Genomic DNA, 26,291 nt, shown 5'->3' with positions numbered 1-26,291 from the left:
CATCAGCCTTTTGCGTTGTTCAGGGTGGTGACCAGGGTGCGCTTGTCCAGCAGCGGCGAGAGGATCTCTCCGTCAGGCGTGCCGGGGCCATAGACCTCATTAAAGGGAATGGCGTAGCGGTTTCGCTTCGCGAGAAACTCCGCGATAAGCGCGGAGGGCTGGCTCCAGTCTCCGCGCAGGGCCACCACGTCCGGCTGGCTCAGCGCGGCAATAACGTCCGGCTGACGCAGTACCCGGTGCTCGTTAACTTTGCAGGTCACGCACCAGTCCGCCGAGATATCCACAAACACCCGTTTCCCCTGCGCCAGCGCCTGCTCAATGGCCTCCTCGCTGAGCGGCTGCCACGGGATGGTCTGTGCGACGCTTTGCGTGGTGGCGTCAGACGGTGAGTTGAGCAACCCGCGCAGCTGATACCCGCCGAACACCGACAGCGCGATGACCACGACCCAGAATAACAGCGAGGAGGTTTGCCCCTTCTTCGCAAACAGCGCCAGCGCGATAACGATCAGCACCAGCATCACGACCTGGCTGACCGCCTCGCCCAGATGCAGGCTCAGCAGTGTGACCAGCCAGAGGCTGGAGGCCAGCATCATCAGGCCCAGGATCGTTTTGAGCGTGTTCATCCAGCGGCCGGGTTTTGGCAGCAGCATGGCCGTTTTCGGCACCAGGGCGACAAACAGCCACGGCAGGCTCATGCCCACGCCCAGCATCAGGAAGATAAGCCACAGGGCGTGCAGCGGCGCGCCAAGGGCAAAGGCAACCGCCGTGCCGAGGAACGGCGCGGAGCACGGCGTGGCAAGCAGCGTGGCGAACATCCCTTCGCAGAAGCTGCCGCCAAGCCCTGTGCCCCCTGCCATTGCCAGCCGCCCGGCGGCAGCAGAAGGGAGCAGCATCTCAAACGCCCCAAACAGGTTCAGCGCAAAGAGGAAGGTGACGGCGACCATCAGGCCGATAAACCACGGGTTCTGGAACTGAATGCCCCACCCCAGCGACGCTCCGGTCAGCTTAAGCGCGGTCACCATCGCGGCCAGCAGCGCAAAGGAGGTGAGGATCCCGGCGCTGGTGGCCAGGAAGCGCAGCCTTATGGCGCGCCTGTCCGATCCCGCCTGCAGGATGCTGTTAAGCTTCATGCCCATTACCGGCAGCACGCAGGGCATCAGGTTCAGGATCAATCCGCCAAGCAGGGCAAAAAGCACCATTTTACCCGTTCCTTCAGGCACGGAAGGCTCTGCGGGAGTTGCCCCAACGGTCATGGTGGTTTGCTGCGCGTTACCGCCATTGGTCAGCACAAACGACAGCCTCTTGCCTTCCAGCGAGGCGGGTTTATCGCCCCATTCGTCGGTCACGGGTACCGTCACACGAAGCGTGTTGCCGTCATGCTTAATGGCCGGCTCGCCGGGCAGAATGTCACCCTCCAGCGGGTCAAAGTAGATCCCCGGATTGTCCCACTTCACGTCCGTCGTACCGGTAATCACCAACTTGTCGCCAGAGAGCCAGGCGGAAAGATCTGCGGATACGCCTGACGTACCGGGCACGGCGCGCATCGCTTGCTCGAAGGCGCTACGGAAGCCCTCATCCACCGGCTGGGTAAAATCGAGATGCAGCGGGTAGTCCGTCAGCAGGCAGACGTTGCTGCAGGTGGAGAGCGTGAGCGTTCCATTGAGCGCGTCGCTCTTCACCCCGTCGAGAACGATCGGAATCGTGACCTTATCGTGATATCCCTGCGTGGTCATGCCGGAGATATCGAAGCGCGAGGGTACCGGCCAGGACCAGCTATCCGTTACGCCTTCCGGCCAGCTGATTTTTGGCGCGACGCCGCCCTCGCCCGGCGATCGCCAGTAGGTTTTCCAGCCGGGCTTTAGCTCAACGGTGAGCAGGCCTTTAACGTGCGTTTGTTCCCTTTCCGCCTGAAAGCGGATGCGGGCGTGATCGTTTTGTGGGGAGACCTGCCAGCCGGTGTCTGCCGCATGGGCAATGCCGATGCAGGACAGCCACAGGAAGACGAATCCCCTGAAGAGGTTAACCATGTATTACTCCGTGAACAGTGAAAAATTATCGTGTGGTGACGATGATTTTCATTCACGGAAAACGCAGTTTTTAAGGTGTATTCGGAGAGGCGGTGCCTGAACCGGCTGTTCCGCGGGAGCGAATGCCCGCCCTTGCGTCAGCAGCTGTAACAGCGCGAAGAAGATAATGATAGCCGGCAGCGCGCCGTCGAAGAACAGCGGCTGGGCACAAAGAAGCGACTGGGCGCCCAGCTGGCAGGGCGATGGCCCGGGCTGCTCGGTGCTACTTTGGGTTGGGGCATCTGCACTCAGTGAAATCTGCGGATCCAGTCCCTGTAAAAAATGGTTGAGCATAACCGCACGCTGCACGAGGCAAATCGCCATCGCGAGACAGGTTATGATCAGAAGCCATTTTCCGAGGAGCTGACGGTTGCGCATAATATTCCAGAGTAACAAGACGCCCCGATCATAAACGATAGTGATGAATCTACAAGTGCCGGAAGTGTAAGGTTTTGTCTGTCGCCGCTATTCCCCCGTCAGCGCGTCGTAGATATCCCGCAGGCGCGTGCGCAGAAACAGCACCGCCTTGTGCTTGCGGGATAACAGCGCCTGCTCGCTGGCCCCCGTCTCCTCTGCCAGCATTTTAATGCTGTACCCGTGCAGCTCGGTCTTTTCAAACACTTCGCGCTGCGGTGGCGGGAGTTCTGACAGCGCCTGCCCCAGCTCTTCCCACAGCAGCGTTTTGAGATACTCCTCCTCCGGCGTTTGCGGTACGCCGAACAGGGTTTCGGCCAGCTCGTCCTCGGGAAAACCCTCGTCGTCTTCGCCCGTAAAATAGCCGGAGAGCGGCACCTCGCGCTTTTTACGCGCCCGGTCTGTCATCTCGTTACGCGCCGCGCGGAACAGCCAGGCCGCGACGTTTTCGACCGGCTGCTCCACTTTCATCAGCTGATACGTGACTTCCTGCAAAATGTCGTCGGCATCATCGCGAACGGACGTCCGTCCGCGAATGAAGGCTTTCAGCCGGGCGCGGCAGGCGTTGAGCGCCGACATCAGCATGGATCCGCCCGCCTCCCCGGCTTTCATTTCGCTCACTCTGCTTCCGGCGTTTTGGGCGCGGCGTCATCGCGCTTATCGTCACGATGGCCGTGCCAGCCGCAGTGACCGCGACCGTGACGACCAAAGCCTTCGCGACGCTGCTGAATAAACGCCTCGCGCTGCTCGGGCGTCATGTTCATCCAGCGCTCGTGCATCCGGCGGTGCGCGCCAAACATCCCCGGGCGGAAACCTAATCCGCCAAACAGAATGCGGCTCAGCACCAGAATCCCCAGCGCCTGCCAGAATCCGATGGCCTTCACGCCCAGGATCGCCGGGAGCAAGGCATTCCACAGGGACATCACCAGCAGGCCGAGCACGATGAAAATGACCGCGCCGATGACTAAGCCCTTGCCCATACGGTGGCGCCCGAATCCGCGCCCGTGACCTCTGCCGTGCAGTTCAAAATCTCTCATGGTGTTTACCTCGTTTACAGTAACTGATTATGGCTTGTGGTGAGGTAGACGGATGAGGGAGGGAAATATTGCTGGGGTGAATAAAAATTTTTTGTGCTGTCGGATTTGGACTCATAGCTGTTAGAGCGGGCGCTCGTTATGAGTCACCTTCAGGCCATCTTTTTTTGCGAAATGAAGTCGCTAGTCTTCGCTTGAAAGAAAAGGAGAAAGGCGCGAGTAAATGGCATAAAAAGACCGGCATTCTGAGTGCTGGTCTTGTGGCTTAATTCAAGCATCAGTTTTGCCATGAAATGATGTTGTCCAGACCAGACAACAGTTCGGGAAAGTAACTTTCATCAATATCAAAGGAATCATCAAGGGTAATACTGTCAGCATGGTTTTCAGGCTTCAGTACCATACTAACTCCAACAGCCCCGGCAAAATGTGCCTGATGAAACTTAAGCATAACCTGCTCGAATGCCGAGGTTAAACTAATATCCTTAGACTTTATACCTTTCGTTAAGGCCTGATGGAAAGCATGTGTATCATTCCTGAATTGCTCTAACTGACCGACAAAAAACTCTGCAGCAAACTCTGTTTTTAAGACAGGGATTGAGAATTCAACCCATACCATAATACGGCTATAGGCAGGCACCTCGGGCTCAGTCAGCCTTTCATAAGGCGTTAATTTAAGGTGTCTGTCACCGCTTGTGATATTTATCATAATCCCCCCTTACGGCATGTACTGAAAATGCATAATAGTCCAGTCAGCTTCCCTGACCAACACCTCTAGACGGTAAGACTTGTAAATATAAGCGCCTTTATTTTGCTTGTCTTCCACAAGCTTATACATACGAGCCTCGTACCGGAAAAGCCCTGGCTTTTTCAGTGGGTCTGGTGTTCTCGTACCATAACGAATGGCCTTTTCCTGAATCTGTAAAGGCACATAGCGACCGGGTGTTAGCATATGTTTTGCTGATGATTCACTCATCCTGAGCCCGCGAGCTGATAAGCCCATTTTCAGACGGCCACGCAAGAGACTGATGGTAGCCTCACTGAGTCTCACCGTTACGGCGGTTTTGACACCACTCTCCAGTAACGCCTTACCAACCCGAAAAAGTCGAAATGCGCCAAAGGCGATTAAAGCGAGATCTGTTGGGTCAATCAGAGGAGCCTCTAATGGCGCTTCTTCCAGCCTGACAAACACGCCATCGGTATCATAAATTTGCCACAAACCGGGAGCCTGGGCGACGGAATAACCAATACACATACCGCTTGCGTCATCAACGATAGGTTTTGAGTTCAGTGGAGGGTTGCGGGGGCGTAATTCGAAATATTCACCAGCAGGCAATGTTGACTGGAAGGTATAAAAACGTCCTGGCTCGTCTGTAATTAATCCAATGCTCATTGTCATGATTTCCTTTTGGGCTAACCTTGTGGTCATCATAATTGACGTTTTCTCTGCGTTCTACTTTTCTCGACTCTGATTTCATCGACACAGAAGCTAACGCCTCGCCGGGCTCGTTGTGCAATACCACCGACACGATGGCCATAATGGAGCCCGACGCTGTGACGTCAGCGGTCTTGATGCCTGACACGGTGTGCGCCCCGTAAGGAAAGGACACGTGAAGCGTATCAGGGGAGGCAGACGGCTCGGAATTGTCATCCGAGAAAATGCCGGGCAGCACAAACGCCGTATCGAGCTCGTCGCCGATCGCCAGTAAAAGCACCTGCTCACCAACAGACGGAGCCCACCATACGCGCGAACGACCGGCGCAAGAGGAAAACTAGTTCAGCCAGGTGTTTTCCATGCCGCCGGTCTGGACACGACACATCCCCTCGTCGGGGTCGATATCGGTCACAATGCCGGTGCGAATGAAATTTCTAAGAAGTCGTAAAATTGCGTTGGTTTGTATGTTCATGTCACAATCGTGAGGTCTTTTGATTTAACATGAAATTCGACTAGATTCTGACATATTCTACACAACAAACTTATGACCATCAGGATTAGATAATGAATACTGTTTTCTTCAGCAATCCAGATAATCAATATCTCATTTCAAATAAACTTCGTGAATTGAATGCAAATGATACCGATGGCGAGATAAGTTTCAGTAAAGAACGAGACTACCTCGTAATGGGAGCATTACAACTTTTTTTAAAACATGCTGCAATATGGGATGAAAGGGTTCAGTTTAATATAGAGCTAATTGGTGATGCGTTTATTAGAGAGCTAAACACACCTATAAATGAAGAAAATCTTAACCTACTCTTCACCTCTTGCTTTAGATTTTTCATGGAAAATTATATATTCCATAAAGACAATCTCTTTCAACTCACTGATGCCATAAAACAATTCGCAATTTACAGACAAGATGAATTCGACGAAAGATCATCAGGCCAGATCACATATGCTCTAAAAGAGATGCCTCTAACAATGATTAGAGAGATTTTAAGTAGCGATAACGCTAAGTCATACCAAGAGTATATCCGAAGGGCTAATGACCTTGAAGATGCAGGACGCCATTGGGATTCAATTTTAAAGGAGAACTTAGCTAAATCCGAAAAATTAAATGAATCCCTAGTCATGCAGGCAAATAAATTTAACTTTGTTGGTCTTTATAAGGGATTTGCCGAGCTTGGGGAAAATAAATCTAAGGAGCTAAAGTCAGCCAAGTATCTTATGTTTATCTTGGGCATACTTATTCCGTTTCCTCTACTGATAGAGATCCTGACGTTTGCAGAGTCTGGTGCATTGCCCTCTGGGTGGTCAAGCTTGGCAAAGATCATCCCCATACTTTCACTAACATTAATACTCGTATATTTCTTTAGAGTTTCACTTTTAAATTTCAACTCTATCCGCGCACAATTAATCCAAATTGACCTAAGAAAAAGCCTTTGCCAGTTCATCCAGAATTACGCAACTTATGCTCAAGAAATTAGAGAACATAACACAGATCTTTTAGTGAAATTTGAAGAGGTTATTTTTTCTAACATAATGCCATCAGAGGACAAGATACCCTCGACTTTTGATGGGATTGAGCAATTAACAAATTTAATTGGTGCGTTAAAAAAGGGAGGTTAGCCGCATTTTATAGCTCTTGACTACTAGTCGTAAACGTGAATCCTTGTCTAGCGCGGCTTTCCAGCTACGCCAGATATGAAAAAGGCTCCCTCAGGAGCTTTTTAAAACGATTCAACGCAATGAAATAAAAGGATTTATTTCAGGTCACGTCCACATATTGACCACATTGATAGAAGAAGCCCCGCTAATGACGGGGCTTTAACTTTATCATTTCAAGTATTACAGAATGTTTATGGCTAATTACATATAGCATTCCATTGGAGCAAGTATCTAATTAGGTAGCCTTCCAACTATTCAAGTACTGCTAACCTAGCCTTTACTTTCCATAACACATTAAGCCCTGCTAGTTTTTTCATTGTTGGATTTTATTACATCCTAAATTGTCCATCATTTTTTCTAGTGGCCCGCCTACCGATGAAGGCGTTCCATTCTCATAAGCGTTTGCTGCCTTTAATGCTAATGTGGAACAAGTCTCTACAAGATTTTGAATTTTATTATTTGTCGTTGGTACCTTAGGTGTAATACTTGCATCTAGATTGTTCTTTGATACTGAACTCTGAACTCCAACCGTTGCTGATTGATAAATTGCCTGCATTTGCCCCTCAAGAGTCTTGATTCTGCTATCTAGCCCAAAGAAAAACCAAATTAAGGTAATTACAGCAGTTACAATAGCAATTATGCCAGCAACCCCAGAAATAACATTTACTATTTTATTCACTTCACATTCCTTTTATGCATTGAATATATATTTATTTATTGAATAATATCATAACATTATGTGATAAAAACGCACATCAGCTTCGTACTCGTTTCCGTTTAAGAAGGCTACGCCAGACATGAAAAAGGCTCCCTCAGGAGCCTCCTACCATCAATCAAGCCTGCACCGGCAACCTAAAACTCGCAATACTCCGTGAAAGCTGCTGCGCCTGCTCTTCCAGCGAGGCAGCTGCCGCCGCGGACTGCTGCACCAGCGCGGCGTTCTGCTGGGTTACGCCATCCATCTCGGTCACCGCCTGCCCGACCTGGCTAATCCCGCGGCTCTGCTCCTCAGAGGCGACGGAGATCTGCTCCATCAGCGTATTCACCTTATTCACCGACGAAATAATCGAATCAATCACCTCGCCCGAGCGGCTCACCAGCTCCGCACCGTTTTTCACGCTGGAGACCGACTGCGCAATCAGGCTCTCGATGTCTTTAGCCGCCACCGCGCTTTTCTGCGCAAGAGTGCGCACTTCGCTGGCCACCACTGCAAAGCCGCGGCCCTGCGTTCCGGCGCGCGCCGCTTCAACCGCCGCGTTAAGTGCCAGAATGTTGGTCTGGAAGGCGATGCTGTTGATCACGCTGGTAATGTCTTCGATGCGCTTCGAGTTCGCCGCAATGGTATTCATCGTGTCGATGACTTCACGGGTCACCGCTTCCCCGGTGTGGGCATTTTTCACCGCGTCCTGCACCAGTTTTCCGGCCTGATAGACATTATCGGTATTGTTCGCCACCGTCGCGCTCAGCTCCTCCATGCTAGCCGCCGTCTGGGTCAACGCGGAAGCCTGCTGCTCGGTACGCGAAGCCAGATCGATATTCCCGGCGGCAATCTCCTGCGCCGCGTGCGTAACGGTATGGCTCGCATCGCGCACCTGGGCGATGGTCGCCAGCAGTGCATGACGCATCTGCTCCATCGAGCCCATCAGGTGGTCGATTTCGTTGCTTGAACTCCCCTTCACCGGCACCGGAATGTCCAGCTTGCCCGCTGCAATCTTGCTGCAGTGCTCGCGCGCCAGGTTGACCGGGGCAAAGACAAAGCGCTTCATGAAGATGCTGACTGCAACGATCACCACCACAAACAGGCAGGCAATAACGGCAATCATCACCAGGCCGGAGACGAAATTGCTGCTCGCATCCTCGTTCAGGCTTTTAGCGTATTTCTGGTGGACCGAAAGCACCTGGTCGAGCACGATTTCGTACTGACGATCGAGACGGGAAACTTCCGGGATCAGCGCGTCAAATTTGGCGACATCGTGCGCCGCAGCGGCATCGATCAGCGGCGCCAGCCCCTGGTTGCGGTAGTTTTGCCAGGCGTCCTGATAGGCACTCACCATCGGTGCTTCATCCGTCAGACGCGGCGAAGCCATAAACGCCGCAAAGGCATTGTCCGCTTTGGTCAGCGCCTCTTTCACTGCGGCAAGCTTTGCAGACTCGTCCGCCGCGTTGCCCGCTTCCACCATCTTCACGTACTCCATCACCCGCACGCGCAGCGTACGGCTGTGGTTGATGGGGTCAATAATCGACAGTACCACCTGGATCTCTTTGTTGACGTTATCCAGCGAGTTATTACTTTTAATGATGAGGCCAACGCTCGTCACGGTGCTGACGATAAAGAACAAAAGTAGCGAGAACAGGACAATCAGGGACGACTTTTTCAACGACATAAACCAATACCTCAAGGAGAATTATTCCTTATGGTTATCGGCGCTTCCAAAACTTAAATTAATTAAAGTTATTGATGTATCGAACGACGCTATACCCCTGACTTATAGCGCCGCTGCAGGGTGGCATCCAGCTTGCGCTGCAATGGCTGCGGCGTCTCCCCTTCGATCAATTTGCCAATCAGATCAAAGCAGTGCCACGCCAGCTGGCGGTTGTCCTGACGAATGGTATCCACCGGGATCGTCAGTGAATCGTAGAGATAGTGATCGTCAAAGCTGGCTAATCTGATATCGCTTTGCAACAGGTTATGCTGGCCCATATAGCGTAGCACCCCTTCCAGCAGCCCGCAGGCGGCGGTGAAAAGCGCTTTTGGCGGACGCCCCAGGCGGGCGCAGAGTTCGGCAAACATCTCGTATCCGGAGCTCGGGTGATAGTTGCCGTGAATGATCCACTCGGGGCGAAGCTCCACGCCGGCCTCTCGCAGACCTTGCTTAAAACCGTCCAGACGGTCGCGCGTCGGAGACAGGCGCGGCTGGCCGCCGAGGAAGTAGAATTCATCCGGATGCTGGCGCGCAATGTCCGCTACCAGCGCCGCTGTCGGGGTAATGGAGTCGGTGATCACCAGCGGCAGCGCGCTGTCGTTCATGTGCCGGTCAAAAAGCACCACGGGCAGCTGCTCGCTGAGCTTCAGGTAGTCCGCATCGTTCAGCATGCTGGAGGCCACAATCAGCCCGTCCACCTGACGCGCCACCATATTGTTCACCACCACCGTCTCCTGCCCCGGATTTTCATCGCTGCAGGAGATAAGCAGCTGAACGCCCGCCTCGCGGCACAGCGTCTCCAGCTCGTGAGAAAAGACGGCGAAACCGTAGTTAGTGATCTCGGGAACGACAAGACCAATGGTGTGGCTGCGGTTATCGCGCAGCGAGCGGGCGTGAATGCTGGGCTGATAATGGTGCTCTTTTGCAATCGCCAGCACGCGCTCGCGCGTCTCTTCCGCCACGCGAAGCTCTTTGCTGCGCCCGTTCAGGACCAGGCTGGCGGTGGCTTTTGACACACCCGCCAGCTCCGCGATGTCTTTAATGGTGACGCGTTTTGTTTTTCTCACAACGACTTAGATCCGGCTGCCAAAACCCTCATTCTATCATGCAGGCGCGCAGCGACCAGTAGCGTAATGTGATGTTGGACGCACCTTCGAATCGCACCCGGGCCGGATGGTCAGGAAAATAGCGGCTGCTCATCACCCCTTCACCGTGATTGATGAAAATTTCGACGCTGGAGCGGTCGCACAGAACGCGTAAATGACGAACCTCACCCTGCCAGTAGCGGGTCAATGTTTCACCGGTTTTCAGGCTCGCGCGTTCAAGGCGTAAACCCTGCTCATCGACCGTGAGGCGCAGCGCGCCGGCGAAATCGACATTCACCTGCGATGCGCCCAGCTCAAACTCCAGGCGCGTCGCGTCCAGTTCCGGCGCCTCGCTGGCGCGCCCCTGCCAGCGCTGCTCATCTTCACGCAGCGCCGCCAGCTCGCGCGCCGGGGTCTGCCAGAGCCTGCCGTCGCGATAGCGGAGTTCGCGCGGGCAGGTCATCTGGTGCATCCAGCCGTGAGCACGCGTCGGCTGAAGCATCTCTTCCCCGTCCGGTACGCCCATCCAGCCGATCAGAATGCGGCGTCCATCCTCCGCCAGGGTGGTTTGCGGGGCGTAGAATTCAAAGCCCGCGTCCAGCTCGTGCAGCTCGCCGTGATCGAATGCGGCGCTGGCATAGTCAAACGCCCCGCTCATCCAGGTGGCCGGATAGGTATTGAGGTAGCGATGCGGCTCGCGCGCCAGCCCCTGCGGGCAGCAGATCAGGACGTGCGTTCCGTCGAGGGCGAACAGGTCCGGGCACTCCCACATATACCCCGCTTCCGTCAGGCCGTTGACGCCGTGACCAGCGATCTCCCCGCAGGACGTCCAGGCATGCAAATCGGCTGATTTAAACAGCAGCACCTTGCCGCGCTTTTGCACATCCTGCGCACCCAGCACCATGTACCACTCCCCGTCGTGCTGCCATACCTTCGGGTCACGCACGTGGCCGGTGTAGCCTTCCGGCAGCGCCAGCACCGGCCCCAGCTTCGTAAAGGTTCCGTCCGGCTGCTCCACGGCGAGGCACTGCCAGGCGGTGCGGCTGCCGTCATCAAACTTTACGTTGCCGGTGTAGCACAGCGTGAGAACGCCGTGGTTGTCCACGGCGCTACCGGAGTAGCAGCCGTTGCGGTCATACTCTTCGTCGGGCATCAGCGCCAGCGGCTCATGCTGCCAGTGCACGAGGTCCGCAGAGCTCCAGTGCCCCCAGCATTTAAAGCGATGCTCGCAGGCCAGCGGGTTCCACTGATAAAACAGATGGTAGCGTCCGGCAAACCAGATAAACCCGTTCGGGTCGTTCATCAGCCCCGTCACCGGCGCGGGGTGCCACTGCGGATAATGGCTATCCGCCAGCGCCCGCGGCTGCCCTTTCATAACGGCCTGCAGGATCGCAGGCCAGCGGGAAAGTTGCGTCATTATTCAGAGTCCGTTTTATATTTCAGCAGCAGCGAGACGGTAAACGCCACGCCGAAGGCAATCACCATGCCGATAATATAGTTAAGGAGCGAGCTGGCCTGAACGATAGCCATGCCCGGAATGGCGGTCAGCCCGACGGCGGTCATGTAGACATGCACTGACACCACCCAGGCTCCGCCCGCCGCGCCGCCGATCAGCGCCGCGATAAACGGCTTCACGAAGCGCAGGTTGATACCAAAAATGGCCGCTTCGGTAATGCCCAGCATCGCAGAAAACGCCGACGGTAAGGTAATGGCTTTGATTTTCGCGTCTTTGGTTTTAAACCACACCGCCAGACAGGCGCCGCCCTGCGCCACGTTCGCCATGGCCCAGATCGGCAGCAGGAAGTTTACGCCAATGGACGGGTTACCCAGCAGCCCGGCTTCAATCGCGTGGAAGCTGTGGTGAATACCGGTGATCACAATCACTGAATACAGCCCGCCGAACAGCAGCCCGGCCAGCCAGCCCGCGTGTTCAATCAGCGTGCTCAGAATAAAGGAGATGCCGTCGCCCAGCGCGCGCCCTGCCGGGCCGATAATCAGCAAGGCGATGAAGCCAGAGATAACGACGGTGAGGAACGGCGTCAAAATAAGATCCAGCGCGTCCGGGATAGCGCGGCGCAGGTTTTTCTCGACGATGCTCATAAACCAGACGGCCAGCAGCACCGGGAATACCGTGCCCTGGTAGCCAATCATCGCGATCTCAAGGCCGAAGAAGTTCATGGTGTGGAAGCCGGAGGCCACGCCCCAGGCGTTGGTCAGCGCCGGGTGGGTCAGAATGCCGCCCAGCGTCGCGCCCAGATATGGGTTCCCGCCAAATTCCCGCGCCGCGGTAAAGCCGATCAGGATTGGCAGAATGATAAACGCCGCCGAGCTGCACATGTCCAGCATGATGTAGAGGGCGTTATCCGCATTGACCCAGCCGTAGGTTTTCACCATGCCGAGCAGGCCCATCAGCAGGCCGGACGCCACAATGGCGGGAATGATCGGGACAAAGATATTGGAAAGCAAACGCGCAATGCGCTGGAACGGGTTCAGCTTGCGCGCCGCGATATCCGCCGCTTCAGACTTGCTGGACTCGCTAATCCCCGCCGCCTGAATAAACGCGGCGTAGACCTTATTCACCACCCCCGTGCCGAAAATGACCTGCATCTGCCCGGCGTTATGAAAACAGCCCTTCACGCCCTCGACTTTGCCAATCGCCTGCCGATCGGCAAGCGCGTCGTCGACCAGCACCAGACGAAGACGCGTAGCGCAGTGCGCAGCGCTGGCGATATTTTCCTTGCCGCCCAGCAGCGGAATAAGCTCGCGGGCGATTTGATTAACATCCATAGATACCTCTGCCTGACTTCTTTTTATGATGTGCGAAACGCCCCCGCCGGGCGGGAGCGTGATGGGTTAAAACCAGGTTTCCATCTGGACCCCAAAGTTCCATTCCCCGCCAGCGTTGAAGCCGCTGCTGCCAAAGGCATCATCGCTAGCGTAATTATCCAGTTTGCTGCTCCAGTCCATCCAGGTGGCAAACAGGCGCAGCTCCGGGCGGCTGAAGAAATCGCCGATTTTGCTCGCTTTTAACGTTGGCGCAAAGGTCAGCTTGTAGAAACTGCCGTTCACGGCGTTACGGTCCTTATAGCCTTCCGGATGTAAATCCATGTACTGATAGCTTCCCTCAAACGCCAGCGCGAAGTTCTGGGTCACCTCTTTAATCAGGCGGGTGTTGAGCGTCACCCACTCATAGCTGTCGCCCTTGACGTAGCGATCTTTGCTGCTCTGCGCCAGCACGGCAGGCGCGATACTCCAGCCACCGCCAACAGGCGTGACACCGTAACTTGCGAAGCGCCAGGTATCGGCATCAGACAGCAGCGCCCCGTCGGAACCGATGCTCTTAACTTCTGCGCCCAGGCCGTGACCGTACAGCAGCGCCGTTTTGGCACTCCCTTCCCGCAGGCCGTAGAAGCTCTCGTTGTGCAGCCCCACCAGGGCATGAACGCCGTTATTGGCCGCGTCGGTTTTGATGAGATCGCCGTTAGCGTCTTTACGGTCGTCGTTATCCTTCGCCCGCAGGCCGCTCACCATTATCTGCAGCGGCCCGGCGAAGTGGTTCATGCTGAGGATGTAGTTCTGAACGTTATTGTCGGTCTGCTCCACGCTGCCGAAGTTGCGGCCGTAGATCGAGAAGTTGCTGCGCAGCGAGTCGTTCCACTTCACGTCGTAGACGCCGCCGCCGGTACCGGCCAGGAATACCACGTCGGAATCCAGCCAGTGAATGTCAAAGTTGTCGCGGTCGAAGCGTTTACCCGCCCAAAAGGTGCTGCCCTTCAGCGCGCCGGTAAAATCAGGCAGGTTACCCAGCTCCGCAAAGGCCTGGCGAATATTGAGATCGCTGGTATCGGCTGACCAGTCGTTATAGGTTCGCTGACCGTCGGCCAGCATCGCCTTGAAGCGCGTGGTCGCCCCGTTATCCAGGGTTTGCTTGTGCTCCAGGTTCAGCTCGACGTAGGTGTCGGCTTCGTTACCCAGACGCCCTACCGCACCGCCGGTTTCCCCGGCTGGCGTCAGGTACGGGCCGCTTTTGCTGCTTGAGGCCGCGTCGTTCATCAGCAGGCCGGAGCGGGCATAGCCGTGGAACTCAAATTCGCTGCTCTGATCCGCTTTTTTCTCCAGCGCGGCGGTACGCTGCGCCACCGCCTGGGTTGTGGTTTGCGTCTGCTGCTGGGCGGCGACCAGCTGCTGCGTTTTTTGTTCGGCTTCGGTGGCGCGTTTTTCGGCGACCTGCGCACGCGTTTCAGCAGCCTGAAGGCGCTGCTCCATCGCGGCAAGGCGCGCTTCGATACTTGTCATATCCGTCTGGGCAAAAACAGAGGTACTGCCGGCCAGCATGCCTATCATCACGGCAAGTCTGCGTTTTTTATACATTTTGTCGCATCCCTAAAAGTATTAATCGAACGTGCTAAATTGCTAAACCGGTTTAGGCTGCTGATACTAAACCCGGGAATTTTGGATCGGCAATCTTTTTTGCTAAACCGATTTAGTAAGTGTGATCGAGGCGACAATTCAGGCCGCCGGACGGCGGCCAGTGAAGGAAGGATTACAGGTCGTGCTGCCAGGGCAACGCGGTCATCGCCCCCTTTGCCGTGGTGGCTAACGCGCCACAGAGCTGGGCTAAGGCGATTGCCGGGACCAACTCCTGACCGGCGGCCAGCCCGTAGAGCAGCCCGGCGACGAAGGCATCGCCCGCGCCAGTGGTATCGACACATTGCACAGGGGTAGCCGGATAGTGTTTCACCGCGCCCTGATGCCAGGCGATAACGCCCTCTTTTCCCTGGGTGACCAGCACCAGGCGCGCCGGGCAGCGCTGCATCAGCGTGTTCAGACCTTCTTGTACATCCGCATCGCCGGTTAAAAATGCCAGTTCCTCAACGGAGAGCTTGACCACGTCGGCGCTCTGCAGGGCCTGTTGCAGGCAGCGACGCAGCGCGTTCTCATCCGGCCAGAGATCCGGGCGAATATTGGGGTCGAAGCTCACGTAGCCGCCCGCCTTCCGGATGGCGTCCATCGCCTGAAAGGTCGCCGAGCGGCTCGGCTCTGCGCTTAGCGCGATGGAACAGACGTGCAGCCACTCGCCCGCGCTGAACGTCGGCAGGTCGGCGGGTTCCAGAAACAGATCGGCGCTCGGGCGCACCATGAAGGTAAACGAGCGTTCGCCGTGGTCGTCCAGATCCACCACCACCGTAGAGGTGCGGTGCGCCGGGTCAAGGCGCATATGCTTCACGTCGACCCGCTCGTCAGCGAGCGTTTTCGCCATAAAGCGCCCGAAAGGATCGTCCCCAACCCTGCCGATAAACGCGCTTTTGCCCCCCAGCCGGGCAATGCCCACCGCGACGTTTGCCGGTGCGCCACCGGGGCACTGCAGTAATTTCCCTTCGCCATCGGGCAATAAATCCACCACCGCATCGCCAAGTACCCAGATTTTTTCCATGTTATCCTCTTAGCTAAACTATATTAAACCGTTTTAGCTATTTAAGCACAGGCAGAGAAAAGGGGAAATAACGCGGGAGGAAAATTGCCTAACGCTTCAGATGCGGCCAGCGAATATCGCCAACGCCGTTAAGCTGCGGACGGGCAAACAGGAAGCCCTGGAAGCGGCGGATCCCGGCAGATTCGAGCCAGCACCACTCCTCTATTTTCTCGATCCCTTCGGCCACCAGGGTAATTTCAAGATCGGAGCAGCAGCTGATGATGGAGCGCACTATCGCCTGCTTCGGGCCGCTGAGATGGATATCGCTGATGATTTCGCGATCGATTTTGATTTTATCCGGCTGGAAGCGGGTCAGCAGCGAAAGACCGGCATAGCCCGAGCCAAAATCATCGATCGCCAGGCCAACCCCCTCACCGCGAAGCCGCTTGATGGCGCTGTTAAACTGGTTGAACCCGGAGATCATCTCGTTTTCAGTAACTTCAATGACCACCTGCTCCGGCTGAAGGCCATGTTTTTTAATCTCATCGACCAGAAATTCCACCGCGCCAGGGACATTCACCAGCGACATGGGCAGCAGGTTTACCGCGATTTTATGGCTCCCAATGCCCAGCTTTTCCGCCAGCGCGAAGGCATACGCTTTCGTCTGGAGATCGACTTCATAGATTTTCGCCGGGTCCAGGGAGCTGAAGAAATGTTCCGGGCTGCCGCCGTCATTGCTACGGATAAGCGCCTCAAGGGAGCTGATTTTCCCTTCCGAGGGCTCGACAATTGGCTGCAGCGCAAACTGGCAGGTTTGCCCGGCAATCAGGCCCAGATGTTCGCCAAAAGGTAGCGCTTCGGTCGAGAGCGTCCATTTGTCCGAGGTGTAACGCGTCCCCGACGGGGCCGGACGTTTACCGGTTATAAAGGTCTGAATAAATTTGAACACCCGATCGTCGGAGGTCAGATAGCTGTCCAGCTTGCTGTAGCGCAGCACCGACTGCAGCACCTCTTTCGGCGACTGCGTTTGCAGGTCGAACAGCAGCATACCGACGTTTTCGAAGCGTCTGCGCGGACCATAGTCCCGCAGCAGTTCAACCACCCCACTGTGACGCTTGTCCTCACGGATGGTGTGGAACAGTTTGACCACACTCTCTTCCGACCCTTCGAGGATCTGCAGAACGTCATTCCCTTTTGCCAGGAGGACGCCGGTAATATCCAGTTTTGTGTTGCGGCCCCTGGCGCGCTCCACCAGCTCCCGCAGTTCGGTGGACGGGCGGGATAAATTCAACTGGCTTCGGTAGATCAGCGTCGTCAGCACAAAAAGTGGTTCCAATGATAATGAGAGGTGCCTTGAAGCTACTATGTAACATATTTAATCAATGCGACCTAACATATTCACGCTACAAGGGAACATTACTTTTCCCCATCGCCAATCCTGCTGTCGATCCTCTCCTGCATATAGTCGTAAAACGGGTTCGAGGTGACCCGCATCAGCGCCTCTTTACCGACGCTCAATACGGACGTTTCTCCCCAGAGCGCAATTGTCCCCAGGCTGATGCCGTAGCGGTTTTTCACCCCAGGTTCGCGGCCATAGAGATCGTCATCCGGCGGGAACGGCACGGCGATATGCGACAAGGAATAGACATCCTGCGGCCAGGTCTGCACAAGCGGCACAACGGTCTCCCGCGTGCTGCCGGCCGGGGTTGTTTTCGCCACCGTCGAGAAACTGTGTGCGTCCGCATTGGTAATAATCGTGACACCGTAACGTCTCTGCGCAACCGGCAGCAGCGCCGAGGTTGCCGTCCACGACGACGGCTTGAACAGCGGGCGGAAGCTCGCCGCCTGGTTGATGTCAAACACCACCAGCTCGCTGCCGTTTGCCGGAAGCTGGTCAAACAGGCCGGTCACCACCGCGCGGGTGCTGACCGTAGAATCCATGACCGACTGGAACGCCAGCACAGGTGGCAAATTCGCCAGCCTGTTTTCACGCGCCGCGCGGCCAATCTGCTCCTGCAGGGCCTTCGTCAGCAGCCACGACTGGCGGGCGGCGTTCACCGGGAACGAGTTGTATTTATACGGGTTATATTCCGGGGAGATATTCAGCCACGCCGCTTTGGCAAACGGCGGCAGCAGCGCCGGTAGCCCTGCAAAACCTGCAAAGCGCGCAAAGGCCGTCACGCCGATCATCGGTGAGAGCAGGATTACCTGCTGCGGCCGACGAAGCACAGAGGAATCCAGCGCATCGAGAGTATATTTCATCGCCAGCGCCCCGCCGTTGGAGTAGCCCACCAGATGCAGCGGCACGTTATCTCCCGTCAGGCGCGTGGCTTCCCGCACGGCAAGACGCGTCGCCGCGAGCCACATCTCCCAGTCAACGTCCGTCAGCGCGCCGGGCGCGGTGCCGTGTCCGGGCAGGCGCGGGACCACGGCCACGAAGCCGTGCTGCTGATAATTTTCGGCAAGGTGCCTGACGCTGTAAGGCGAGTCCGTCAGTCCGTGCAGCAATACCACCGCGCCACGGGTTTTCCCTGCTGGCATCAGCACAAACGAACGGTTGGCATCGGGCGTGAACTGTCCCGGCCAAACCAGGCTTTGGCGATAATAGCGGTTTAGCGGCGTTTGTTCCTCGCCCGCTGTTTTCGCCGTCACCGCCCTATCAAGCTCGGCGAAAATGGCGTTTTCCCGGGCAACATACCCGGTAAAGTTGGCGTTATCGAGTTCACGCACGGACATCTCGTCCGCCCGCCAGGTGTGCCAGAGGTGCAGGTCCGGCCCCTGCTGCGAGAGATAGACCCGCACCGCCAGCAGGACGACCAGGACGATCCCCACAACCATCCCTGTTTTCTTTGCAAGCGCCGCCAGGCGCACGCTGATTCGCCAGGGCAAATTCGCCATGCCGGGATCCCTTTTATGTTCACTGTCCTTTTATCTTATCAAAAATGTGAACGGACTGACGTATTCATCAAATTCATACCTGCCGCGTCAGCCGCTGCACCAAAAGTGAACTACGCTGCACAAATGTTGATCATTGGTTAACTAAATGTTGCGTGAAATTAACAGCACGGCGGGTTTTTACCTCACCGTGAACATGGCACGCGTCGTGCATTGTTAACCCGGTAACACAAATCCAGCTTTTGACAGCCAGTTAACAGCGAGGCGGTATGACGACGAAACCCGAGATGTTGAGCCGTATCGAAGCGACGTTCAGCCAGCTCACTCCCAGCGAAAAGCGGGTCGGGAGCTGGCTGCTGGCGCACGCCGCGCAAATCCCGTTTGAAACCGCGGAAAGCGTCGGTCTGGCGAGCGGGACCAGCGGGATCACCGTCGGACGCTTCCTGCGCAAGCTGGGGTATCGCAACCTGGAAGATGTCAAAAAGAGCCTGCGCGATCCGTATCAGCCCTGGGGCATGAACGAGCGGCTGGACTCCTGGCAGCAGCAGCGCCCCCTGCCCAACCGCCTTCAGCATGCCCTGTCGCTGGAGGTGGACGCCATTACGCAGGTGTATCAGCTGGCGCAAACGGACGCCTTCCGTCAGGTGGTGCACAACCTGGCCCACGCCGACGCGGTGTTTGTGCTGGGGATCCAATCCACGCGCGGGATCGCCAACGCCTTCTTCAGCCATCTCGAGTACCTTCGCCCGCGCGTGAGCTATTCCGAAGGCGCGTCCGGCAGCTGGGTGGAATCCCTCAACTCCGGGTTTTCGCACCCTTACGTTGTGCTGACCGATACGCGCACCTACTCCACGATGGCCCGCCAGTACTGCCGCGTGGCGAGCGAAAAAGGGATCCCGTTGGCCTTAATCACCGACATCTGGTGCCCGTGGGCGCGGGATTACCCGATGGATTTACTGCAGGTGAAAACCGATACCGGTCATTTCTGGGATTCGCTTGCCCCCGTGAGCTGTCTGTTCAACCTGCTGCTGTCGGGCGTGGTGGAAGCGCTGGGTGATGCGCTCCCGGCGCGTCTGGCGGTAAACCGACAATTACAACAAGAGTTTGGTCAATTCGAACACTAAAGGAGCTGAGCTATGCCCGATGAGAGTGAACTGATTGACGTGGCGAAGACGTTTCCCACGCTGCATATCGACCTGAAGTACGCCACCGCCGACAACATCACCGGCAGGCCGATCTATCAGGAGGCGCTGTGCCTGCTGCATACCGACGCCGCCACCGCGCTGGCAAAAGCCATCAGCATTGCCGCCCTGGCCGGGCTGAAGCTGGTGGTGTATGACGCCTACCGGCCGCAGCAGGCGCAGGCCCAGCTGTGGGACGCCTGCCCGAACCCGGAGTATGTGGTCGACGTGGCAATTGGCTCCAATCACAGCCGCGGTACGGCCATCGACGTCACGCTGATGGACGAGCATAACAGCGTGCTGGATATGGGCGCCGGTTTTGACGAAATGCATGACCGTTCGCATCCCTATCACCCCTCCGTAGCGCCCCAAGCCCAGCGCAACCGTCTGCTGCTGAACGCCATCATGTTCGGCGGCGGTTTTGTGGGGATTAGCAGCGAATGGTGGCACTTCGAACTGCCGAACGCCGCCAGCTACCCGCTGCTTGATGACCGTTTTGCCTGTTTTCCCCTGACGCACACCTCTCTTTAACCTGGAGCACTGCTATGAAAACATCGCTTCTCACGACCCTGATTGCCGCAACGCTGGCGTTGAGCGCCCCGCTGGCGCTGGCCGCCGTCCCGAAAGACATGCTGGCGATCGGTAAAGCCGCCGACCCGCAAACGCTCGACCCTGCCATCACCATCGATAACAACGACTGGACCGTCACCTATCCGTCCTACCAGCGTCTGGTCAAGTACAAGCCCGGCTCTACCGAGGTGGAGGGCGATCTGTCGACGGGCTGGAAGGCGTCCGACGACCAGAAAGAGTGGACCTTTACCCTGGCGGATAACGCCAAATTCTCCGACGGCACGCCGGTCACCGCCGAAGCGGTCAAACTCTCCTTTGAGCGCCTGCTGAAGCTCGGCCAGGGGCCGTCTGAAGCCTTCCCGAAAGATCTGAAAATTGATGCCGTCGATGACCACACGGTGAAATTCACCCTCAGCCAGCCGTTCGCGCCTTTCCTCTACACGCTGGCAAACGACGGGGCGTCCATCATTAACCCGGCGGTGCTGAAGGCCAATGCCGCGGACGACGCGCGCGGTTTTCTGGCGCAAAACACCGCCGGTTCCGGGCCGTTTATGCTGAAGAGCTGGCAGAAAGGCCAGCAGTTGATCCTGGTGCCGAACCCTCACTGGCCGGGCGACAAGCCGCACTTTAAGCGCGTCTCGGTGAAAATTATCGGTGAAAGCGCCTCGCGCCGACTGCAGCTTTCCCGCGGCGATCTGGACATTGCCGACTCCCTGCCGGTCGATCAGCTTGCGGCCCTGAAGCAGGAAGGCAAAGTCGCCGTCGCGGAATACCCCTCCCTGCGCGTGACCTATCTCTATCTCAACAACAGCAAAGCGCCGCTCAATCAGGTGGATTTACGCCGGGCCATCTCCTGGGCGACGGATTATCAGGGAATGGTAAAAGGCATTCTGAGCGGCAACGGCAAGCAGATGCGCGGCCCGATCCCGGAAGGCATGTGGGGCTTTGACGCCGCGGCAATGCAGTACAGCTTCGACGAGGCCAAAGCCAAAGCGGCGCTGGAGAAGGTCAAAGACAAACCCGCCAGCCTGACCTTCCTTTACTCGGACAACGATCCGAACTGGGAGCCTATCGCCCTCTCCACTCAGGCGAGCCTTGGCAAGATCGGCATTAACGTCAAGCTGGAAAAACTGGCCAATGCCACCATGCGCGACCGCGTCGGTAAAGGCGATTACGACATTGCCATCGGCAACTGGAGCCCGGACTTTGCCGACCCGTACATGTTTATGAACTACTGGTTCGAATCGGACAAAAAAGGGCTGCCGGGTAACCGCTCGTTCTATGAGAACAAAGAGGTGGATTCGCTGCTGCAGGCCGCGCTGAAAACCACCGACCAGGCGGAACGCACCAAAGATTACCAGCAGGCGCAAAAGGTGGTGATTGACGAAGCGGCCTACGTCTATCTGTTCCAGAAGAACTACCAGTTGGCGATGAACAAAGAGGTCAAAGGCTTCACCTTTAATCCGATGCTCGAGCAGGTGTTCAACATCGCCACCATGAGTAAATAACGGTTCTCGCCGGGGGAAAGCGTATGACGTTCTGAAGCATCGTGCGCCAGCGCTGCTGGGGGTTACTCCTGGTAGTGGCCGGTGTCTGTATTATTACCTTTATTATTTCACACATGATCCCCGGCGACCCGGCGCGTCTGCTGGCGGGCGATCGCGCCAGCGACGAAATCGTGCAGAACATTCGCCAGCAGCTGGGGCTGGATCGGCCGCTGTATGTGCAGTTTGGCCGCTACGTGGACGCCCTGGCCCACGGTGATTTAGGCACATCCATCCGTACCGGACGCCCGGTTGCGGAAGAGCTGAAAGCCTTTTTCCCCGCCACGCTGGAGCTGGCCTTTTGTTCTTTGCTGCTGGCGCTGGTTATCGGCGTGCCGCTGGGGATTTTGTCGGCGGTGTACCGCAACCGCTGGCTGGATCACCTGGTGCGTTTAATGGCGATGACCGGAATTTCCACGCCTGCATTCTGGCTTGGGCTGGGCGTGATTGTCCTGTTTTACGGGCATCTGCAGATTCTGCCGGGCGGCGGCAGGCTGGACGACTGGCTCGATCCGCCGACGCACGTCACCGGGTTTTATCTGCTGGACGCCCTGCTGGAAGGCAACGGTGAAGTCTTTTTCAACGCGCTGCAGCACCTGATTTTACCCTCGCTGACGCTGGCGTTTGTTCACCTGGGCATCGTGGCGCGCCAGGTGCGCTCGGCGATGCTGGAGCAGCTTAGCGAGGACTACATCCGCACCGCACGCGCCAGCGGGCTGCCCGGCTGGTACATCGTCCTGCGCTACGCCCTGCCGAATGCGATGATCCCGTCCATTACCGTGCTCGGGCTGGCGCTGGGCGACCTGCTTTACGGCGCCGTCCTGACCGAAACCGTCTTTGCCTGGCCGGGTATGGGCGCCTGGGTGGTGACGTCCATTCAGGCGCTGGACTTCCCGGCGGTGATGGGCTTTGCCGTCGTCGTTTCGCTGGCCTACGTGCTGGTTAATCTGGTGGTCGATCTGCTTTACCTGTGGATTGACCCGCGAATCGGGCGCGGAGGTGCCGAATGATGTTAACGCAGGAAACACCCGTCCCGGTGAAAACCGCCAGACAACGCATCAACTGGGCAAAGCTGTTCTGGATGCTGCGCCAAAGCCCGCTCACGATTGTCGGCGGCGTCATTATGATCGCGATGCTTTTGCTGATGGTGACCTCGCCGTGGATAGTGCCGCATGACCCGAACGCGCTGGATCTCACCGCCCGCCTGCAGGCACCCTCTGCGCAACACTGGTTTGGCACAGATGAGGTGGGACGCGACCTGTTCAGCCGCGTGCTGACGGGCAGCCAGCAGTCGATTACCGCCGGGCTGGCGGTGGTGGTGATTGCGGGCGGCATTGGCTCGCTCCTGGGCTGTTTGTCCGGCGTCCTGGGCGGGCGCGGCGACGCCGTCATCATGCGGGTGATGGACATTATGCTCTCCATTCCTTCTCTGGTGCTGACCATGGCGCTGGCCGCCGCGCTCGGTCCGAGCCTGTTTAACGCCATGCTGGCGATTGCGATTGTCCGCATACCGTTCTACGTGCGGCTGGCGCGCGGTCAAACCCTGGTGGTGCGACAGTTCACCTACGTTCAGGCCGCCCGCACGTTTGGCGCGTCCCGCTGGCATTTGATCCGCTGGCACATCCTGCGCAACGCCCTGCCGCCGCTGATCGTGCAGGCGTCGCTGGATATCGGCAGCGCCATTCTGATGGCCGCCACGCTGGGGTTTATTGGCCTGGGCGCGCAGCAGCCCACCGCCGAATGGGGCGCGATGGTGGCCGTGGGCCGTAACTACGTCCTGGACCAGTGGTGGTACTGCGCCTTTCCCGGTGCGGCGATTTTGATTACCGCCGTGGGCTTTAATCTGTTTGGCGACGGTATCCGCGATCTGCTGGATCCGAAGTCAGGAGGCAAACAGTAATGACCGAACCGGTACTCAATATTGAAGACCTGCATCTGAGCTTCCCGGTTTTTCGCGGGGAGGTCCACGCCCTGAACCACGTTTCGCTGGAGATCGGCAGGGGCGAAATTGTCGGCGTGGTGGGCGAATCAGGATCTGGCAAATCCGTTACCGCCATGCTCGCCATGCGCCTGCTGCCAGAGGGCAGCTACCGTATTCATCACGGTCAGGTGAGATTACTCGGTGAAAACGTCCTGACGGCGTCCGAGAAACAGCTTCGCCAGTGGCGCGGCGCTAAAGTGGCGATGATTTTTCAGGAGCCCATGACCGCCCTCAACCCGACGCGGCGGATTGGTAAACAGATGGTGGAGGTGATCCGCCAGCATCAGCCGCTTTCCCGGCGCGAGGCACAGCAGAAGGCGATCGCCCTGCTGGAAGAGATGCAAATTCCGGACGCGAAGGAGGTCATGGCGCGTTATCCGTTTGAACTCTCCGGCGGCATGCGCCAGCGGGTGATGATCGCCCTTGCCTTCTCCTGCGAGCCGGAGTTGATCATCGCCGACGAGCCAACCACCGCGCTGGACGTTACCGTCCAGCTCCAGGTGCTGCGTTTACTGAAGCATAAGGCGAAGGCCAGCGGCACCTCGGTGCTGTTTATCAGCCATGATATGGCCGTGGTATCCCAGCTCTGCGACAGAATGTACGTAATGTATGCGGGCAGCGTGATCGAGAGCGGCGCCACGCAAACGCTGATCCACCGCCCTGTGCATCCCTATTCTATCGGCCTGCTGCGGTGCGCGCCGGAAAACGGCCAGCCGCGCGACCTGCTGCCCGCCATTCCCGGAACGGTGCCCAACCTGAGCCAGCTTCCGCAGGGGTGCGCTTTCCGCGAGCGCTGCTTTGCCGCGGGGGCAAAATGCAGCGAAACGCCGCGCCTGCAGCCGCATGGCGCAGAGGGCCAACTGGCTGCCTGCTGGTATCCACAACGGGAGAAACACCATGTCTGATGTACTGCTGGAACTGGATAGCGTGCACGTGAACTTTGCGGCGCGCAAAAACTGGCTGGGCCGCGTGACGGAACGGGTCCATGCGCTCAACGGGCTGGATCTCCAGATCCGTCGGGGCGAAACGCTGGGCGTTGTCGGAGAATCCGGCTGTGGGAAAAGCACGCTGGCGCAGCTGCTGATGGGGATGCTTAAACCCAGCACCGGCGCATGCCAGCGTGCCCACCACGCCGGTGGCATGCAGATGGTGTTTCAGGATCCGCTCTCCTCGCTCGACCCGCGATTGCCGGTCTGGCGCATCATTACCGAGCCGGTGTGGGTGCAAAAACGCAGCAGCGAGCGCGAGCGCCGCCAGCTGGCGGCAGATCTGGCGCTGCAGGTGGGCATTCGCCCGGAATATCTCGACCGCCTTCCACACGCCTTCTCCGGCGGGCAGCGCCAGCGCATTGCCATCGCCCGGGCGCTTTCGTCCGATCCGGATATCATCGTGCTCGATGAACCCACCAGCGCGCTGGATATCTCCGTGCAGGCGCAAATCCTCAACCTGCTGGTGACGCTACAGCAGCAGCGTAATCTGACTTACGTACTGATCTCGCATAACGTCTCGGTGGTCAGACACATGAGCGACCGCGTGGCGGTGATGTATCTCGGACAGATTGTGGAGCTGGGCAGCGCCGCGAAGGTACTTGGCGAACCGCGCCACCCCTATACCCGCCTGCTGCTCGATTCGGTTCCCCGCACCGGAGAGCCGCTGGATGAAACGCTGGCGTTACGCAAAACGGAGCTTCCCGGCAACCGTCACCTGCCAGAAGGCTGTTTTTTCCGCGACCGCTGCCCGATGGCCGCGCAGGGGTGCGAACATCCTCAGCCGCTACAGCCCTCTCGCGAGGGCCGTCACGTTCGCTGCTGGCGCAGCCTGGGTTAAATTTGCGCCATCCCGCCGTCCACAAACAGCTCGGTGGCGTTGATAAAGCTGGCCGCGTCGGAGGCCAGAAACGCCACCGCTTTACCCACCTCGCCCGGCGCGCCTAAACGTCCGAGCGGCACCTGCGCGGCCAGCGCGTCGTACAGCCCCTGGCGATGTTCTTCCGGCACCAGATCCCCTAAACCTGGCGTTTTGATCGGGCCCGGGCTTACAACATTGACGCGGATCCCACGGCCCTGCAAATCCAGCGCCCAGGAGCGGGCAAAGTTACGCACCGCGGCCTTACTGGCGCTGTAGACGCTGAAGTTAGCCGTCCCCTTAATCGACACCGTCGAGCCGGTCAGAATGATCGACGAGCCGGTTGATAACAGAGGCAGCGCCTTCTGCACCGTGAACAGCACCCCGCGAACGTTGGTGCCAAAAATCCGGTCAAACTGTTCTTCGGTGATCGCGCCCAGCGGCAGCATATCGCCGCCACCCGCATTGGCGAACAGAATATCGAGACGGCCTTCTTCTTTTGCTATCCGGGCATAAACCGCATCCAGATCGGCAAGCTTAGAGACGTCCGCGCGAATGCCCACTGCGTCAGAAGCAATCTCTGCTACCGCGGCGTCAAGTTCGGCCTGACGACGCCCGGTGATGTACACCTTCGCGCCCTGTGCCGCCAGCTCCTGCGCCGTGGCAAGACCGATACCGGTGCTGCCGCCGGTGACGAGTGCAATTTTTCCTGAGAGAGTCGTGTTCATGTCATT

General features: G+C 57.5%; 24 protein-coding genes and 1 pseudogene. 8 read left to right on the top strand and 17 right to left on the bottom strand.

Annotation, left to right across the window (positions count from 1 at the left end):
- Positions 1 to 2: 2 nt before the first annotated feature.
- From INF73_RS16830 to INF73_RS16800, 7 genes and pseudogenes are all read right to left on the bottom strand, one after another.
- A complete protein-coding gene (locus tag INF73_RS16830; protein ID WP_193542634.1) occupies positions 3 to 2,027 on the bottom strand; it encodes a protein-disulfide reductase DsbD in 2,025 nt (674 codons plus the stop codon).
- A 48-nt stretch (positions 2,028 to 2,075) separates the two neighbouring features.
- Positions 2,076 to 2,444 carry a hypothetical protein gene (locus tag INF73_RS16825; RefSeq protein WP_193051984.1) on the bottom strand — a complete coding sequence of 123 codons (369 nt, stop codon included), beginning with the start codon at positions 2,442 to 2,444 and terminating at the stop codon, positions 2,076 to 2,078.
- Positions 2,445 to 2,531: 87 nt separating this feature from the next.
- Complete coding sequence (locus tag INF73_RS16820; RefSeq protein ID WP_193052037.1) at positions 2,532 to 3,092, bottom strand: RNA polymerase sigma factor; 561 nt, start codon at positions 3,090 to 3,092, stop codon at positions 2,532 to 2,534.
- A gap of 5 nt (positions 3,093 to 3,097) precedes the next feature.
- Complete coding sequence (locus INF73_RS16815; RefSeq protein ID WP_047368588.1) at positions 3,098 to 3,517, bottom strand: hypothetical protein; 420 nt, start codon at positions 3,515 to 3,517, stop codon at positions 3,098 to 3,100.
- Positions 3,518 to 3,791: 274 nt separating this feature from the next.
- Positions 3,792 to 4,220, bottom strand: a complete 429-nt coding sequence (locus tag INF73_RS16810; protein WP_082132730.1) for a hypothetical protein — start codon at positions 4,218 to 4,220, stop codon at positions 3,792 to 3,794.
- Positions 4,221 to 4,229: 9 nt separating this feature from the next.
- A complete protein-coding gene (locus tag INF73_RS16805) occupies positions 4,230 to 4,904 on the bottom strand; it encodes a hypothetical protein (protein WP_226837197.1) in 675 nt (224 codons plus the stop codon).
- A 121-nt stretch (positions 4,905 to 5,025) separates the two neighbouring features.
- Positions 5,026 to 5,418, bottom strand: a pseudogene (locus tag INF73_RS16800) (phage baseplate assembly protein V); the annotation flags it as partial.
- Between the two features lie 92 nt (positions 5,419 to 5,510).
- Between INF73_RS16800 and INF73_RS16795 the strand changes: the two are divergent.
- Entirely contained in the window at positions 5,511 to 6,581 is a 1,071-nt protein-coding gene (locus tag INF73_RS16795; protein WP_192971093.1) for a hypothetical protein, read from the top strand.
- A gap of 352 nt (positions 6,582 to 6,933) precedes the next feature.
- Here the strand turns inward: INF73_RS16795 and INF73_RS16790 are convergent, their stop codons facing one another.
- The 9 genes from INF73_RS16790 to INF73_RS16750 all read right to left on the bottom strand — a co-directional run bounded on the left by INF73_RS16790 (position 6,934) and on the right by INF73_RS16750 (position 18,439).
- Entirely contained in the window at positions 6,934 to 7,299 is a 366-nt protein-coding gene (locus INF73_RS16790; RefSeq protein ID WP_192971094.1) for a hypothetical protein, read from the bottom strand.
- 154 nt (positions 7,300 to 7,453) lie between these two features.
- Entirely contained in the window at positions 7,454 to 9,004 is a 1,551-nt protein-coding gene (locus INF73_RS16785; RefSeq protein ID WP_193542632.1) for a methyl-accepting chemotaxis protein, read from the bottom strand.
- An 89-nt stretch (positions 9,005 to 9,093) separates the two neighbouring features.
- Positions 9,094 to 10,110: a LacI family DNA-binding transcriptional regulator gene (locus INF73_RS16780; protein WP_028013214.1), complete on the bottom strand. Its 1,017-nt coding sequence runs from the start codon at positions 10,108 to 10,110 to the stop codon at positions 9,094 to 9,096.
- 28 nt (positions 10,111 to 10,138) lie between these two features.
- Positions 10,139 to 11,545 (bottom strand): sucrose-6-phosphate hydrolase, encoded by a 1,407-nt coding sequence (locus INF73_RS16775; protein WP_193542630.1) that lies wholly within the window; start codon positions 11,543 to 11,545, stop codon positions 10,139 to 10,141.
- A complete protein-coding gene (locus tag INF73_RS16770) occupies positions 11,545 to 12,915 on the bottom strand; it encodes a sucrose-specific PTS transporter subunit IIBC (protein WP_028013216.1) in 1,371 nt (456 codons plus the stop codon). Before INF73_RS16770 ends, INF73_RS16775 begins: the two co-directional genes overlap by 1 nt.
- A gap of 66 nt (positions 12,916 to 12,981) precedes the next feature.
- Entirely contained in the window at positions 12,982 to 14,499 is a 1,518-nt protein-coding gene (locus INF73_RS16765; RefSeq protein WP_193542627.1) for a carbohydrate porin, read from the bottom strand.
- A gap of 172 nt (positions 14,500 to 14,671) precedes the next feature.
- The gene (locus tag INF73_RS16760) at positions 14,672 to 15,562 is read right to left on the bottom strand and encodes an aminoimidazole riboside kinase (protein ID WP_193542626.1); all 891 of its coding nucleotides are present in this window, start codon (positions 15,560 to 15,562) and stop codon (positions 14,672 to 14,674) included.
- A gap of 88 nt (positions 15,563 to 15,650) precedes the next feature.
- Positions 15,651 to 16,862, bottom strand: a complete 1,212-nt coding sequence (locus INF73_RS16755; RefSeq protein ID WP_028013219.1) for a diguanylate phosphodiesterase — start codon at positions 16,860 to 16,862, stop codon at positions 15,651 to 15,653.
- A gap of 95 nt (positions 16,863 to 16,957) precedes the next feature.
- Complete coding sequence (locus INF73_RS16750) at positions 16,958 to 18,439, bottom strand: carboxylesterase (RefSeq protein WP_193542624.1); 1,482 nt, start codon at positions 18,437 to 18,439, stop codon at positions 16,958 to 16,960.
- 266 nt (positions 18,440 to 18,705) lie between these two features.
- Here INF73_RS16750 and INF73_RS16745 point away from each other — a divergent pair, with 266 nt between their 5' ends.
- Genes INF73_RS16745 through INF73_RS16715 form a run of 7 tightly spaced genes read left to right on the top strand, consistent with a single transcriptional unit; the run spans position 18,706 to position 25,539 of the window.
- A complete protein-coding gene (locus INF73_RS16745) occupies positions 18,706 to 19,560 on the top strand; it encodes a MurR/RpiR family transcriptional regulator (protein ID WP_193542622.1) in 855 nt (284 codons plus the stop codon).
- Between the two features lie 12 nt (positions 19,561 to 19,572).
- Complete coding sequence (gene ddpX / locus INF73_RS16740) at positions 19,573 to 20,148, top strand: D-alanyl-D-alanine dipeptidase (RefSeq protein WP_193542620.1); 576 nt, start codon at positions 19,573 to 19,575, stop codon at positions 20,146 to 20,148.
- A 14-nt stretch (positions 20,149 to 20,162) separates the two neighbouring features.
- Complete coding sequence (locus INF73_RS16735) at positions 20,163 to 21,695, top strand: ABC transporter substrate-binding protein (protein WP_041909887.1); 1,533 nt, start codon at positions 20,163 to 20,165, stop codon at positions 21,693 to 21,695.
- A gap of 38 nt (positions 21,696 to 21,733) precedes the next feature.
- On the top strand, positions 21,734 to 22,741 hold the full coding sequence (locus tag INF73_RS16730; protein ID WP_370567541.1) for an ABC transporter permease: 1,008 nt from the start codon (positions 21,734 to 21,736) through the stop codon (positions 22,739 to 22,741).
- Positions 22,738 to 23,631 (top strand): D,D-dipeptide ABC transporter permease, encoded by an 894-nt coding sequence (gene ddpC, locus INF73_RS16725; protein WP_041909883.1) that lies wholly within the window; start codon positions 22,738 to 22,740, stop codon positions 23,629 to 23,631. The genes INF73_RS16730 and ddpC overlap by 4 nt, the downstream gene beginning before the upstream one ends.
- Entirely contained in the window at positions 23,631 to 24,617 is a 987-nt protein-coding gene (locus tag INF73_RS16720) for an ABC transporter ATP-binding protein (RefSeq protein WP_041909881.1), read from the top strand. Before ddpC ends, INF73_RS16720 begins: the two co-directional genes overlap by 1 nt.
- Positions 24,610 to 25,539, top strand: coding sequence for an ABC transporter ATP-binding protein (locus INF73_RS16715; protein ID WP_028013227.1), 930 nt, complete (start codon positions 24,610 to 24,612; stop codon positions 25,537 to 25,539). Before INF73_RS16720 ends, INF73_RS16715 begins: the two co-directional genes overlap by 8 nt.
- On the opposite strand, the gene INF73_RS16710 is transcribed toward INF73_RS16715, so the two are convergent.
- On the bottom strand, positions 25,536 to 26,285 hold the full coding sequence (locus INF73_RS16710) for an SDR family NAD(P)-dependent oxidoreductase (RefSeq protein WP_047368601.1): 750 nt from the start codon (positions 26,283 to 26,285) through the stop codon (positions 25,536 to 25,538). The two genes, INF73_RS16715 and INF73_RS16710, sit on opposite strands and share 4 nt — an antisense overlap.
- Between the last annotated feature and the right edge of the window lie 6 nt (positions 26,286 to 26,291).

Origin of the sequence: Enterobacter cloacae complex sp. P6RS (genome assembly GCF_014982245.1) — a bacterium.
Taxonomy (GTDB): Bacteria; Pseudomonadota; Gammaproteobacteria; order Enterobacterales; family Enterobacteriaceae; genus Enterobacter; species Enterobacter bugandensis.
Note: the sequence above shows the minus strand (reverse complement) of the source record. Positions and strands in the feature narration are given on the sequence as shown.